Origin of the sequence: Nibricoccus aquaticus, from assembly GCF_002310495.1 — a bacterium.
GTDB lineage: Bacteria > Verrucomicrobiota > Verrucomicrobiia > Opitutales > Opitutaceae > Nibricoccus > Nibricoccus aquaticus.
The window spans coordinates 4,679,588-4,693,297 of sequence record NZ_CP023344.1 but is presented as its reverse complement, the minus strand read 5'-3'; the positions used below and the strand labels follow the sequence as shown (position 1 = coordinate 4,693,297).

The following is a 13,710-nucleotide window of genomic DNA, read 5'->3' as shown; positions in this document are numbered from 1 at the left end:
AAGCGGCGCCACTGTAGTGGCAGTTCAACGACACCAAACCATGCTAAATCTAATCGAACGTTTTTCAGAAAAGAACCGCGTCAGAGACACCAAGTTTTTCCGCGTTAAGTTTAAGCGCTCAGTGATGGTTCCCGACGACTTCGGAGCCATGACGGCCTCCACCGTTGATGAAGTCCGTGACGTCCCCGAGTCCGTTGCGGCTTCTGCTGGCGACGCTGCTGAAATCCTGGGCGAGGTGATTGGCGGGCGATTGATAGAGCGCCGCCGCCGCATCGATCCGACCATCGGTGTTCCGCCGCCCTTGCCAGTTCCAGAGAACTTTAAGGCGCTCCCCTCGGTCTTCGCGGATCTATTCACTTCGCTGGAAAAGCTCCGGTTGCTGAAAGCTCGCAAGGATGCGTGCGCCGCTTTTCTCAAGAGCGTTTCGGTGATGGACCCCGAACATCGCCACTACGACCGGAAGCTCGAGAATGTCGCGGCGGAACTCGAAGCATTCGACCTCGATAAGGTCGCGAAGCTACAGCTCACCGTTTCAACGCTGACCATCAACGCGACGGAAGAAGCCAACCAGCTCCGTGCGGAAGTCGAAGCCCTCGCTTTCGAAATGTTTTCCTTGCGCGCCCACGGTCTCGGCCTCGAGAAGTGGCAGCTTGAGCGGGCGTTCCCCGGCAGCGCGGTGCATGTGCGCTACATTCGCGAGAAACTGGGCCTCACCAATCTTCGCCAGGCGTTCATCGGTAGCCGGATGCATCCATATATCGACCTCGGGCTTACCCAGACGGCTTGGTATTACGAGCGAGCCACTGCCTTCAAAGCGGAATGCGAGAAGCTTCTCGCCGAAGTGAAGAAGGAGTTGGCCGCGGTTAAGAAGACCTTCGCGAAGGAGCTCGTCGCGGCATGAGCATGATCACTCTCACCGAGTTCAAGCGTCGCCATCCAAGGCTTGCGGACTTCGCGGATTCTATTTCGCGAACCGTCGCCGCTCAACACATCGAGAAGCGGGGCGGTGTTGAAAGCTTTCCGGAAGACCTCCTCAAGACCGCGTGCGAAGTGGTCGGGCAGGAGAAACGAAATGCCGCAAACGGCCGGTATCGGACCGCGTCGGCGAGCAGGTTCTGCTCTGGCCGATGAGACCTTTCCCCTCCTGCGCCGCTGCACGCCGGTCGGGCCAACCAACCCGCAGTGCCCGCCTTCGTGCTCACTCGCTGAGGGCGGGAGACTTTCGATGAAGAACAATTTCAGACCCAACTACGGCCGGATTTCATTCCCGGCATTTTCGATCCCGTTGGATCGCCCGCGCGTGTTTCAATTTTCCGCCCAAGCGGCAGAGCGGTTTCGTGCGCTCAGGAATTTCGATGCGGCAGATCTAGCAGTGAAACTGAACGATCTTACAGCCACAGAAGCGAAAGAGGTATTCGCGGACCTAGTCTGGGCATCCCTTCAAGATAGCGATCGCCGCGAGCTGTCGGTGCGGGACGTGCATAGATTTCTGACGATCCCAAGTCTGTTGCGCGCAATGAACGATCTCATCAAAGCGGTCGGAACGGCCGGGCAAAACAACTGATATGGCAAAAAAATCAATCGGCGATCTCCACGCGACAGTCACGGCGGATGCAGTCCAGTTCGTGAGCGAGTTCAAGCGCGCGGACAATGAGGCGAAGCGTTCCGCCGCCTCGATCAAGAAGACGCTTGCCCAGCAATTCGGCGACGAGATCGGGAAGACGGGCAAGAAATTCGCGCTCGGCTTTCTCGGCGCCGCCGCGCTCGGAGCGGTGATTGGCGAGGTGAAATCAGTATCAGCGGAAATAAATAATATCCCCGCAGTTCCTCAAGATACGATCGACTCCATCAACCGAATGAATTACGAGTTTTCGTTAACTCGCAGGCAGATCGATTCTCTGGCAGCGGTTGCGCTAGGACTATTCGCTGACCTAGGGACACGGATCGGCATCGAGCTTGGCCGGTTGGTATATGGCTCTGAAGCAGCGGATGCGGCTTTAAAGGGCCTGAATGATGAGGCGGCCCGATTTGCTCGGCTCAATTTTGATAAAGAGATTGCGCAGCTTTCGTATGAATTCGAGCGGCTTAAGAATGCAAATTTGGGGAGTTCAACAGATGCTCTGGAGAAAGAGGGCGAGGTTCTCAGGAAACTCACTACATCCGGGGTTTTAGATCTCAGCAAATACACAAATGCTAAGCTGCAGGCTCTTCAGGAAGAGATCGGTTTGCGAGGAGGCGTAACACCCGGCATTCAGCAAGCCGCCGCCATTCAGGCCAAGAAAAACGAGATAGCGGTTCAGCAGGAATTGAACAAGGAGACCGCTAAATATACCGCCATCGTTACGGCAGGAATCGAGCTGGCCGACCAAGACCGAATGTCGCTTCTGAGCACGAACGAACAGCTCGATATACTGAAAACGCGACTGGAGTTTGTGCGAAAGGAAAGAGAAGCGAATGCCAAAAATGTCATTGGTGGAGCGTCGTCGGTAGATGACTTGAAGGCGTTGGGTGAAAGCGAAAAACTAATAGCCGATCTTCAACACAGAATATTCCAGCTCACCCATTCGGCGCGCACCGCTGCTCAGGAGATTAGGGATTCATTTGCGGGAGCCTTCGACTCTCTCGGGGCAGAAATCGCCGACTTCGCTATTGATGGAGAGTTTCAACTATCGAACTTCACCGACGTCGTCTCCAAGGAGGTTATTTCTACTTTCGCAAAGTTGTCCCTCATCAATCCTCTGCTGAACGGTCTCTTTGGCCAGACACAGGGCTGGCAGAAGAGACCAGCATTTTTCGCTGATGGCGGGCGTCCGCCAATAGGGAAAACATCAATCATAGGAGAGGAAGGCCCGGAGCTTTTTGTTCCCGACACTGCGGGGACAATAATCCCCAACCACGCACTCGCCGGCGTTGGCGCAGCCGGTGGCGGCGGAAGCACTATCATCAACGCCGATCTCCGCGGCGCCTCTGTCGATGCCGTGATGCGGCTGGAGGCGTATGTGCGTTCCATTGACGGAACCCTTGAGAGGCGCGCCATCGGCGCAGTCGCCAACGAGCGCAAACGCGGAGGCGGCATGGGCCGCGTACTCGGGGCATAAAAAAGCCCGCTCCGGAGCGGGCTGTTGGCATGGCTTAAGTAAGAACGAGCGGTGAAATCAGAGATTCATGGCAACCCCGACGAGCAGCACCTTTGCCATATAGTCGCGGCTTTTTCCTAGTGGAACCGCCCATTGGATCTGCGTTTGAAGTTTACCGGTGAGCACCATAGAAAAGGTCCCGATCCAAGCGCTTGAAGCCTCTTGGCGGGAAACCGCATTTGGATACATTTTTTTGAGCGATCCCTTGTCGATCCAATTACCCGAAACACCCGTTTCGAGGCGGTAGTTTCCAAACGAACCCGAGTTGGCTGTTCCTGTGAACCCTCCATCTATGCCGAACCCAGCATACGCGGTAAAAGCCAGCCCGTAGTTTTTTGCCTTGGACGTAGCCGCGCCGTCGCTGCTTTGGCTCACGAGCTTGGGACCAATCCCATTGAAAAAATAGCATCTCATTTCCGGAGTCTGAAAGTGGCCCGCCAAATCCTGATTTTGAGTTAGATACTCATTTCTTTCTTTGTCCGATTTTTTCGAATCGTAGGCTATCTTTTGGTCTCCAGTTAACGTGTCGCCAGAGCTCCTCTTCTTGGCTCCCAAATACAAACGATCCGAAAGTTCACCGCGTCCGTAGGGTATCTCAGTGCCATTATTGACCGTTCCCCAATTCTTCACCGTTACGGAAGCAAAAGGAACGAAAAGTACGTTCAAGACTCCACCGGTGGGCATCATTAGTTGGGCGTCGTTGTATTTATTTTCATCAGCATCGTCGGTTTTCGCTGCGGGCAATGATGAGCTGATAAGAGCGTTTATCCCGCGTTTCCTAACTTCTATACCGCCTGTAAAGATTGAGGCGGTTACCAGGTCCAAATCGCCAGACAGCGTTATGCCTGCCGTTGAGGGGCCTTCAGCTCCGTTAGCATCTGAGGCGACCAGCGCCTGCGCGTTGGCCTTTTTTTCCTGAGGATAAAACCGGGTTGCTCCTATTCCGAAGCTGTTTCCGACAAGAATACAGAATAAAGCCCCGGTGAGGGCTGCATGATAGAAGCAATGGATGGTTTTCATCCCCTCCACGCGAACCGATCCCAAAAGGCGCAGTCAATTAGCCTATCGTGAATTTTTGTAATGGAAAATTGGATGCACTAGGCCTGCTATATTCCGATTTTTTATTCCGCTGTTTCTGTTGCGATCGACTTTATTACTTTTCCGAAGTCGTCCGCCCGCACCACCCACACTTTTCTGATAGTTGGTGGCCAAGGCCGATGTTGGCTTGGAATTCCAAGCCTCGTTTCCACCCGCCGCCTTTGCCCTTGCCGGCGGTGAGCGGGGCGGCATGGTCGGAAACGTGAGCCGCATGGGCTCCCCGGATTAGACCCCGGAAAAGGAAAGAAGCGTTATGCTGAAACCAACAGAACCTAGACAATTGCGTCCGCGCCGAAAGGAACGGGGTGTATTCTGTACGCCCGGTCTAACGGTCCAAGTAGGTGCGGCCGCTTGTTTGGAGTATCCCCATGAAGACGATCACCGTCACAGATCAGGAATTCGAACTCATCGTCGCCCGTCTGGCTGACGATCTTGGTAGCAACGTCAAAGATCCGGACCGCGAAAACGCAGTCGAACAATGGCGCGAGGCTTCTCCAACCTACGCCGCAGAAATGGCCGCTCAATGGCCAAAGGATCGCGAATTCTACGAGGCAGTGCGCTCGGAGCTGGATTTCACCGCGAACCTTTTAGAGCGGTTGCAGGCCGTGGAGAAGCTCGGCACGAAGGCGCGAGTCGTTGAGTTCGCGCTTTCGCCCGAAATGGAGACTGCTCTGGTCGAGCAGGCAGAGTCTTTGAGCATACCGCTGGACGAGTACTTCGGGCTGCATTGCGATCTCGATTGGGTCTTCAGAGACAAGATCGCCGACGCGCGCTTCACCACAGATTTCTACGTGTACCCGACCGCTGAACGAGCCTTGAAGGCCGGCGTGAAGTATTGCCGGACAACTGGGGAGAAGTCGGTTTCGATTCATTTCTACGACGAAAACGGAATCCACGTGATGGACGACTTTACCGCCGATGGAGTGAAGCAGGAGGTGGCCAATGCGTAAGCCGCAACCTCGTGAGGAGTACTCACACCCTCGTTTCGAGGTCATCGAGGGCACGGGTAGTACTCCGTCGTGCGACGACCGCATGCGTGCCCACTGTAAAATCCCCGAGCCCGAGGTCTACGAGTTCAGGCCCGTCGGTTTCTTTTGGCGCACCGAAATTCGGAAAGCGTCTCCCAGTGAGCTCGTCACTTATCGCCGCAGCCTCCTCCATGAAATCAAGTTCCACCGATCAGAAATGTTGAGGCTTGGAATCGCTTGTGGCTTGGCGGCTCCCAACAGAGATTTTAAGACGACCGCCGATGAATGCATGAAACTCGTGGCGCTGCTTGAGGCTCACAAAGCCCTCATCTTCGAAGCCGAGATGATGCCGCCGATGAGTGAAGCTCCGCACTCTTACATCGAGGCACATCCCTTCGCGGCAAAGAATGTACCGGGCGTTTCCTGACACCAGCCCGCCCTCGCAAGGGGCGGGTTTTTTGTTGCACAGCGATGCCCGCCGGCCTTCTCTCCAGATCCCTCCCGCCAAAGAGGGGCGGAGGATGCGGCTCAAGTAGTCGCCACCGTCTCTCGAAACCCCGTCTGCGATGTCAGGCGGGGTTTTTCTTTTTGCCGCATCGGCGGTGTGCTTTCAAATCGCACCATGGACCCAGGTATCCCGACATGGGCAGCTGATATTATCGCGAAGCTCGAGCGGATCGAAAGGGCGCTCGCGAAACAGCCGGAGCAGTCTGAAACCGTCACCGTGGCCGAAGCCTGCGCGATGACCGGCCACAAAAATTACTTCGGCCTGCTGCCATGGGCCAAGAAATGGAACCTAGCGCCGTATAAGCGCGGGCACTACCGCCGCGAGGACGTGCGTGCCGCCATTGCCCGAGCAGCTCTCACGTTTGGCAACACTGTGCGCCGCAAGAAGCGCGCGATGACCTAATTGCGCCCCAGGCCTGCCCCAGATCCCCGAGGCAGGCCAGGTCCAGCTTCAACTAACATGCCGTGACGGTATGGTCACCGGCTGGCGCAGGATCGAAAGTTGTCGGCAGCGATTTCAAGCGACTCGTTATACCACTAGGAAGAATCGGGGATTTTCCGGATGTGATTCATGCGACGAGCCGCCATACGATCACACCCTTACGATTGATCAGCGGGGCGTCTGAAAGTGATGAACGCAAAATCACCGCGTCAGACCACTGCACCCGATGACACAGCTCCTGCGCGTGTTCTGGAGAAAGCAGTGAGAGCTCGGAGGCTAAGTCATCCTTGAGATTGCTCAGGAATGTTCGGGTGTCTCCGAACACAGTGGAGGTGGCTCCTTTCGGAGCACAATTATCCGTATCGATCTGCACCAAGAAACGAGCCGACGAGCGGTCTGTGAGAGGCAGTCCATTGTGTCCGATGGACGTGAGTTCCAATAATGAATGTTGAAGGGGCATGGCACAAAATGACGTCGGAAATGAACGCTGGTTCGGGTTTCCCTCATGAATCCGGGAAATCCCCGGGCCATTTATGCGAGAGTCCGCCGGTCATCACACGCAGCGGACTCTCTGACGAAAACCGAAGCGTTGAGAACACGACTTCCGTCGGTGCCTACGAAGCGTGAGGTTTGCGGGATTGCAAACTGGCGGAGCGGAGAAGGATTGCAGGTTGCACGAAGGGGGAAGAGACTCAGCCTGCATGAAAATTGGCGAGATGCCCAAGGAACTGATTTCATCACGACGGGCGTGGATAAAAGAACGCTGGCACGGTATTCAGGACGCTCGTACGTGCGCGCTGTCACGGATCATGAGCCATCTTTTCGTTCTTAACTCCGGCGCGCTACTTGCCGCACTCACCTATATTTCTGCCCAGCCCAATACAAAGGGGAGCATGTTGTTTCCTATTTGGTGTTTTATCGTCGGCACGGCTGCTGCGACCATTCATGCGGCTATCGACTACTATACGACCGAGCATATGTTCACAAAGTTCCGCGAGGACGTATCGCTCTTCGACGCGGGGGCGCTCGACTGGGAGGTGATGATCTCAAACACCAAAAAGCAGCCTTTGGAGTGGATGCTCTACACGATAGGACCCTGCGCAGGAGTAGCGCTGTTGGTCGGATTACTCGTAGGGATCGCCCGTTTGTGATAGCGTCGGTTTTCTAAACCGCTGGTCGGGTGTTCGAGTCACCTCCACCGAGGAATTACCTCAAATAGTAGGCGTGCTCACGAAGGAATGTCAGGCATCCCCAAGTCCTGTCGGTGAAATGAAGTTTTCCGTTAAAGGGCTCAGCGAGAATGCTTCGCTCTGCATTTGTCATATCGAATGCACTGCCATATAGGGGGAAATTCAGCCGACTAACCCAACCTCCAATCAGCAGACGACGCACGTTTGTAGGATGAAAGCCAAAGCCGAGGAAGCACACCCGCTCCGCCGCCATTAGTTCTGCCCTGGCCAATCCCAATTCAGGACTATCGTCGTTGTGTTCATGGATAATTTTAATGCTTTTTGCGGACTGCTGGATCCGCTCTACGCTGCTGTCCCCATAACTTCGATAAGGCTCTGACGAATTTGCATCTCCAGGAAGCGGGCAGAGCGAGCCATGGACATGAATGATCTTCAGGAGAGCGGAAAACTTCGCAGCGGTTGATGCTGGAAAATGATTCTCCAATGCGAGCTTCAGGGAGTAGTCGAGCGATCGATCGTAGTTGAATGTCACTACAGTCAGTTGTTCGGCCGTCCCGTTCTTGAGGTTTGAGATGATTTTCTGAGCGAGGTAGTGATACCAATCAGGCTTTCTTAACAACGCCTCCTCCTCTTCAAGAGGCGCTAGACTCGCAGCGATCGCGGCCTTCCCAATCGCGAGAAATTCGTCGTTTAGCTCTAGGAAGGCGTCGATTGAACCAGCGTGTGAACGTCGCAGTGTTCGCGCGAACGCCAGCTGGGCGTCGTTCGTAAACTCCAAATCGCGCATGAGATTCCCTAGGGCTGTGGGCCGCCCGAGTTGGGATGCTATGTCATAAACCAACTTCTGCCCTGAAGGGTAGTCATACGGCATGCTGCCGCCGGCGCCGACGACTAAAACAGTGCGCTTCGAAACCATATGTCATCGCCGAACATCGCTGGACGATGTTACAGCTTGTTACAGAAAGCGTGGGGTTTGTGAGCTATTGCCGCCGCAAGTCGCTCGGTATTAGTTAGTTGAAATTTGGAGGCGCGGGCCGGAATTGAACCGGCGCATAGAGCTTTTGCAGAGCTCGGCCTTACCACTTGGCTACCGCGCCCTTTTCAGGGAGCGCGGACGTTGGAAGAAAAAAAACGGGTCCGCAAGTATTGAAAACAAATCTCTGAGGGCGCGTGTCACGGGCGCAATTTGCCTCACCCGTTCGCGGTGAGGTGGCACCGTTGATTGCCTTAGGTGGGCTGGGGCGCGCCGGGGAAGGGAACGGCGGAGTGGGCGGTGAGGCTGTGGGCGTTGCGCGCGGTTTCGATGGGGGGCGCGCTGTCCGCACTGCGGTCGTAATCGGCGAGGATGGTGAATCGGAAGGTGGAGCCGCGACCGGCTTCGCTTTCGACGGAGATGGCGCCGCCCATGAGTTCGCAGAGGCGTTTTGAAATGATGAGGCCGAGGCCGGTGCCACCGCGGCGGCGCGAGGCGGATGTGTCCACCTGGCTGAAGGGGCGGAAGAGCTGGCTGATTTTTTCGGCGGGGATGCCGATGCCGGTGTCGTTGACACCGAAGAAGAGGCGCACTTCGCGGCGGCTGGAGTCTTCGATGTTGCCGCCGCGACCGCAGGAGACGTTGACGGTGATGTGGCCGCGTTCGGTGAACTTGATGGCGTTGCCGACGAGGTTGACGAGGATCTGGCGGAGGCGGTTGGGGTCGCCGTTAACGACGGGGGGAACGTCGGCGTCGATGTTGGTGTGCAGGGTGAGGCCGGCGGCGCGGGCTTTGGGGGTGAAGAAAGTGATGACTTCCTCGACGGAGCGGCGGAGGGCGTAGGGGGTGTGGTCGATGTCGATCTTGCCGGCTTCGATCTTGGACATGTCGAGGATGTCGCTGATCAACGCTTCGAGCGTGAGGCCGCTGGTGCCGATCATATCGACGAAGCCGCGCTGGTCGGTGTTGAGCGGGGTCTCGCGGAGAAGTTTGGTGAAGCCGATGACGCCGTTGATGGGGGTGCGGATTTCGTGGCTGACGATGGCGAGGAATTCGCTCTTGGCGCGGTCGGCGGATTCGGCGGCGTCTTTGGCGCGGACGAGGGCGGCCTCGGCTTCTTTGCGGACGGTGATGTCGTGGCCGACGGCTTGAAACTCCATGATGCGGCCGTCGGAGTCTTTGATCGCTCGGTGAGCCCAGACGTGAGTGATGCGGCGGCCGTCGGCGGAACTGAGCTCGTGTTCGAAGCTGGCGGATTCGGGGAGCTCGCCATGGAAGTCGCGTGAGGGAAAACCGAGTTCGTGAAGGGTGAAGCGCTGGCCGATGAGCTCGGAGCGTTTTTTGCCGAAGAAGCGCTGGTAGGCACCGTTGACGAAGGTGAGTTTGCCGTCGGCACGGTAGCGGCAGATGAGGTCGAGCTGGTCCTCGACGATGGCGCGGTAGCTGGCTTCGGTTTTTTGGAGCGATTGCGCCATGCGCTCGATCTGGCGGGCGAGGCCCATGACTTCGTCGTGGCCGGAGTCGCCGTCGAGAGGATCGACCAAGGTGTCATCTGATTCGGCGGCTGATTTCGTGCGCGCGGTGGTGCCGATGTCGCGGATTTGTTTAACCAAGGTGCGATCCCATGTGTAGCCGGCGAGGAGGACGAGGATGCAGCCGATGATGGAGAGGCAGATGACGTAGTAAGCCTGGCCGAGGCGTTCCTGCATGGACTCTTGCGTGATGATCGCGCCGAGGCTGACCAAAAGGGCAAAGGCGAGTGCAAAGATTAGCACCGTTTTTCGACGCATCGAAGTCGGCATAAGGGGAGGGCTGTTTACTGGGTGGGTATCTCGATGAAGTCTAACGGAAACTTAAATCTAGAGTACGGATGCGCTCATGCCGCTTGTTTTTGACCCTCCGTTTACGCAAGGTGCGGGTCGCCATGATTAAAACCTCGCTGTTTCTTATCGCTGGTCTGTTTGCACTGCCCGCTACGTCGCTGCTCGCGCAGAGCGCAGCGGTGGAGTTCGCCAACATGCGGGAGGATGTGCGGTTGCTCACGCAGCGCGTAGGGGAACTCCAGTTACGGGTGGAACAGTTGGAGCGAGAAAATGGAGATCTGCGAACGAAGTCCGCGGGCGCGGCGCAGAGTTATGCGACGCTGGCGCACCTCAACGAGGCGGTCGCCGATCTGAACCGCGCGATCAAGGCGGGTAACGCCGCGACGAAGGCGGAGACGCTTCAGGTGGTTTCCGTGCAGATGGAGAAATTGGCTGAGCGCACGAACACTGCGCTGGCCTCAATCGCGAAGGGCGGCGGTGGACGCGGTCCGGTGGCGCAGCCGACGTTCAGCGATGATTTCCCGAAGGAGGGTGTGCCGCATGTCGTGCAACCGGGCGATTCGCTGAGCTCGATCGCGCGCAAGTACGGGGCGAAGTCGCAGGACATCATTAACGCCAACAAGATTACCGATGCGTCGAAAATTCAGGTTGGCCAGACGCTCTTCATTCCGGGAGGAAAGTAAGCAACAACATGGCAGCTCCCAAATCTCGTCTCGGTCGCGGTCTCGGCGGTCTCATCGCCAACGCCACTCCGGCCTCCGCAAAAACCTCCGCCACGCCTGCTAAAAATGCTCCGGCTGAGTCAGCGGCGGCGAAAACATCGGCAGCTGCTGCGCCGCAAGCCGCACCGGCTCCTGCGGGAGCACCGGGGTTTCTTGAGGTGCCCGTGCTGCAAATCGAGCCGAGTCCGTATCAGGCGCGGCGCGAGATCACATCGGAGCAGTTGAGCGAACTGGCGGAGAGCATCCGCTCGGAAGGATTATTGCAGCCAATCGTGGTGAGGAAGACGGGCGACAAATTTCAACTGATCGCGGGCGAGCGGCGCTGGCGCGCGTTTCAGTTGCTCAAAATCAAGTCGATCCCGGCGCGCGTGGTGGAGGCGAGCAATGCGTCGTCGGCTGCGCTCGGGCTGATTGAAAATTTGCAGCGTGAGGGGCTCAACCCGATCGAAGAGGCGTATGGGTACGCGAGTTTGATCCGGGATTTCGATCTCACGCAGGAAGCGGCTTCGGAGCGCGTGGGCAAGGGACGCGCATCGGTGGCAAACTCGCTGCGGCTGCTGTCGCTCGATGGTGAGTTGCAGGGATTTCTTTCGAAAAATTTGATCAGCGTCGGTCACGCGAAGGTGCTGCTCGGCGTCGAGGAGCCGGCGCAGCGCGCGGTGCTGGCTCGGCGGGTGATTGAGGATGGACTGAGCGTGCGGGCGACGGAGAAACTGGTGCAGTCGCATAAGGCGTCGCCGACGGGTTCCCCTGCGAAGGGCACCGCTCCGACGGGGCGCACGGTGCCGCCCATGGAAGCGGCGGCGATTACGAGTATTCAGAAGAAACTAACGTCGCATCTCGGTGCGCGGGTGGCGGTCAATCATTCGCCAAAGAAGGGGAAGATCGTGATCGAGTACGCGGGGAACGACGATCTGCACCGCATCCTGGAAAAACTTGGCGTGGAGGCTTAAGATCCGGCCCGATGCCGACTCCCGAAAATGCCGCTGCCGCTGTCGATCAGTTGCAGCGTTTTTCGAAGCGCTGGGTGCGCGAGCGTTTTCCGCTGGGCGACGAGCTCCGTACTTACAACTGGGTGAAGCTGAAGGCGGATTTGATCGCGGGTGCGACGGTCTCGCTCGTGTCGATTCCGCAGGCGATCGGTTTTGCGCTGATCGTGGGATTGCCGCCGTTGATGGTGATCATGTCGGTGATCATCGGGGGATTTGTGGCGGCGCTGTTCAGTTCGTCGCGGCATCTGGTTTTTGGACCGACGAATTCGATCAGCATCATCCTGGCGGCGACGATTTATTCGATGAGCGATGTCGGGGCGCTTAGCCCGGCGCAGATAACGCTGCTGCTGGCGTTGCTGATCGGTGCGTTTCAACTGATCGCGGGACTGACGCAGCTGGGGAAGCTGACGCAGTTCATTTCGCGCTCTGTAATCATCGCCTACAGCACGGCGGTCGGGTTGCTGCTGGCTGCGGGACAAATCCCTCACTTGTTAGGAATCGTGGCGGGGGAGCGCGGGAACTTCGTGGACGGGCTGGTCCATGCGGCGGTGAGCCTGGCGGCACTGGATTTCAATCCGTACGCGGCGCTCATGGGCGGCGCGACGCTGCTGTTGTTCTGGGCGATCGAACATTTTTTCCCGAAGTTGCCGGCGGAGTTGTTCGGATTGGTTTTTCTGTCGCTGTTCACGAAATACGGCGGGCTGGCGCAGTTGGGGATTCACACGATCCAGGATGAAGGGGCGCTGGCGGTGGCTGTGCCGTCGTTTCTGGGGATGCCGCTGGAGTCGGCGAATCCGTCGGTGATCTCGCCGCTGCTGGGTGCGGCGCTGGCGATTTCATTGTTGGGAATGCTGGAGGCGGTCTCGATCTCGAAGACGCTGGCGGCGAAGTCGGGGCAGCGGCTGGACTCGAATCAGGAGCTTGTGGCGATGGGGCTGGCGAACGTCGCGAATAGTTTCTACGGGGCGATGCCGGGCTCGGCGTCGTTTGCGCGCAGCGGAGCGAATTACCACAGTGGCGGGCGCACGCAGATCGCGGCGCTTTCAAGCAGTTTGATGGTGCTGGCGGCGCTGTTTTTCGTCGCGCCGTTAATTAACTTCATCCCTGTGCCGAGTCTGGCGGCGCACTTGATCCGCATCGGCTGGAAGCTGGTGCATCGCGACCAGATCCGCATCGCGCTGAGAGCGACGAGGTCGGATGCGATCGTGTTCACGGCGACGATCGCGGCGGCGTTTTTCCTCAAGCTCGATACGGCGATCTACGTGGGTATCGGTGCATCGCTGATCCTGTTTTTGCGCAAGGCGAGCGCGCCTTCGCTGGTGGAGTATAGTTTTAGCGACAGCGGAACGTTGACGGAGTTGGACGATCGCAAGCAGAGACGGAATAACGCGATCTCGATCGTGCACGTGGAAGGCGAATTGTTTTTCGGGGCGGCGGATTTGTTTCAGGAGCAGGTGCGGTATCTGGCGGACGATGGCGATATTCGCGTGGTGATTTTACGCATGAAGAACGCGCGCCATCTAGATGCGACGTCGGTGATGTCTCTGCTACAGCTGCACGAGTATTTGCAGAAGAGCGGCCGGCATTTGCTGGTGAGCGGAATCAACCCGGATGTGGAGAAGGTGCTCCGTGCGAGCGGCGCGTGGGAGAAGCTGGGGGCGGAGAATATTTTCCCGGCGGAGGCGAATCTGACGGCGAGCACCAAGAAGGCGCTGCTGCGGGCGTCGCATCTGCTCCAGACGACGAAGGCGGATGTGCGGATTTTCTACGACCGGAAGAAGCAGAGCGAGCAAGGCGGAGACGCGAAGAGTTTCCCTGACGACAAGGGGAAGCTGGAGGATTACGCGATCTGAGCGGC

At 57.5% G+C, this 13,710-nt stretch carries 15 protein-coding genes and 1 tRNA gene; 11 read left to right on the top strand and 5 right to left on the bottom strand.

From position 1 onward, the window contains the following. Positions 1 to 40 precede the first annotated feature (40 nt). The 4 genes from CMV30_RS19015 to CMV30_RS19000 all read left to right on the top strand — a co-directional run bounded on the left by CMV30_RS19015 (position 41) and on the right by CMV30_RS19000 (position 3,098). Positions 41 to 901 (top strand): hypothetical protein, encoded by an 861-nt coding sequence (locus tag CMV30_RS19015; protein ID WP_096057498.1) that lies wholly within the window; start codon positions 41 to 43, stop codon positions 899 to 901. Positions 902 to 903: 2 nt separating this feature from the next. Beyond that, positions 904 to 1,131, top strand: a complete 228-nt coding sequence (locus tag CMV30_RS19010) for a hypothetical protein (RefSeq protein WP_138223394.1) — start codon at positions 904 to 906, stop codon at positions 1,129 to 1,131. A 94-nt stretch (positions 1,132 to 1,225) separates the two neighbouring features. Then, entirely contained in the window at positions 1,226 to 1,564 is a 339-nt protein-coding gene (locus tag CMV30_RS19005; protein ID WP_096057496.1) for a hypothetical protein, read from the top strand. Between the two features lies 1 nt (position 1,565). Continuing rightward, positions 1,566 to 3,098, top strand: coding sequence for a hypothetical protein (locus CMV30_RS19000; RefSeq protein ID WP_096057495.1), 1,533 nt, complete (start codon positions 1,566 to 1,568; stop codon positions 3,096 to 3,098). A 57-nt stretch (positions 3,099 to 3,155) separates the two neighbouring features. Here the strand turns inward: CMV30_RS19000 and CMV30_RS18995 are convergent, their stop codons facing one another. After that, positions 3,156 to 4,157 (bottom strand): hypothetical protein, encoded by a 1,002-nt coding sequence (locus tag CMV30_RS18995; RefSeq protein WP_138223393.1) that lies wholly within the window; start codon positions 4,155 to 4,157, stop codon positions 3,156 to 3,158. A 446-nt stretch (positions 4,158 to 4,603) separates the two neighbouring features. Between CMV30_RS18995 and CMV30_RS18990 the strand changes: the two genes are divergently transcribed. The 3 genes from CMV30_RS18990 to CMV30_RS18980 all read left to right on the top strand — a co-directional run bounded on the left by CMV30_RS18990 (position 4,604) and on the right by CMV30_RS18980 (position 6,113). Then, entirely contained in the window at positions 4,604 to 5,185 is a 582-nt protein-coding gene (locus CMV30_RS18990; RefSeq protein WP_096057493.1) for a hypothetical protein, read from the top strand. Between the two features lie 82 nt (positions 5,186 to 5,267). Beyond that, entirely contained in the window at positions 5,268 to 5,630 is a 363-nt protein-coding gene (locus tag CMV30_RS18985) for a hypothetical protein (protein WP_096057492.1), read from the top strand. A gap of 195 nt (positions 5,631 to 5,825) precedes the next feature. Then, entirely contained in the window at positions 5,826 to 6,113 is a 288-nt protein-coding gene (locus CMV30_RS18980; protein WP_096057491.1) for a hypothetical protein, read from the top strand. Between the two features lie 166 nt (positions 6,114 to 6,279). Here CMV30_RS18980 and CMV30_RS19640 read toward each other — a convergent pair whose 3' ends face one another. Continuing rightward, positions 6,280 to 6,612: a hypothetical protein gene (locus CMV30_RS19640; protein WP_138223392.1), complete on the bottom strand. Its 333-nt coding sequence runs from the start codon at positions 6,610 to 6,612 to the stop codon at positions 6,280 to 6,282. Between the two features lie 241 nt (positions 6,613 to 6,853). Between CMV30_RS19640 and CMV30_RS18975 the strand changes: the two genes are divergently transcribed. Beyond that, on the top strand, positions 6,854 to 7,303 hold the full coding sequence (locus CMV30_RS18975; protein ID WP_096057490.1) for a hypothetical protein: 450 nt from the start codon (positions 6,854 to 6,856) through the stop codon (positions 7,301 to 7,303). Between the two features lie 55 nt (positions 7,304 to 7,358). On the opposite strand, the gene CMV30_RS18970 is transcribed toward CMV30_RS18975, so the two are convergent. From CMV30_RS18970 to CMV30_RS18960, 3 genes are all read right to left on the bottom strand, one after another. After that, positions 7,359 to 8,258, bottom strand: coding sequence for a hypothetical protein (locus tag CMV30_RS18970; protein ID WP_096057489.1), 900 nt, complete (start codon positions 8,256 to 8,258; stop codon positions 7,359 to 7,361). Positions 8,259 to 8,364: 106 nt separating this feature from the next. Next, positions 8,365 to 8,439, bottom strand: a tRNA-Cys gene (locus CMV30_RS18965). A 130-nt stretch (positions 8,440 to 8,569) separates the two neighbouring features. Next, positions 8,570 to 10,060, bottom strand: coding sequence for a PAS domain-containing hybrid sensor histidine kinase/response regulator (locus CMV30_RS18960; protein WP_175414973.1), 1,491 nt, complete (start codon positions 10,058 to 10,060; stop codon positions 8,570 to 8,572). Positions 10,061 to 10,200: 140 nt separating this feature from the next. Here CMV30_RS18960 and CMV30_RS18955 point away from each other — a divergent pair, with 140 nt between their 5' ends. The 3 genes from CMV30_RS18955 to CMV30_RS18945 are packed head-to-tail and all read left to right on the top strand — an operon-like array spanning position 10,201 to position 13,705. Further along, positions 10,201 to 10,821, top strand: coding sequence for a LysM peptidoglycan-binding domain-containing protein (locus CMV30_RS18955; RefSeq protein WP_245844341.1), 621 nt, complete (start codon positions 10,201 to 10,203; stop codon positions 10,819 to 10,821). 8 nt (positions 10,822 to 10,829) lie between these two features. After that, positions 10,830 to 11,813, top strand: a complete 984-nt coding sequence (locus tag CMV30_RS18950; RefSeq protein WP_096057487.1) for a ParB/RepB/Spo0J family partition protein — start codon at positions 10,830 to 10,832, stop codon at positions 11,811 to 11,813. Between the two features lie 11 nt (positions 11,814 to 11,824). Beyond that, positions 11,825 to 13,705: a SulP family inorganic anion transporter gene (locus tag CMV30_RS18945; RefSeq protein WP_096057486.1), complete on the top strand. Its 1,881-nt coding sequence runs from the start codon at positions 11,825 to 11,827 to the stop codon at positions 13,703 to 13,705. The last annotated feature ends 5 nt before the right edge of the window (positions 13,706 to 13,710 follow it).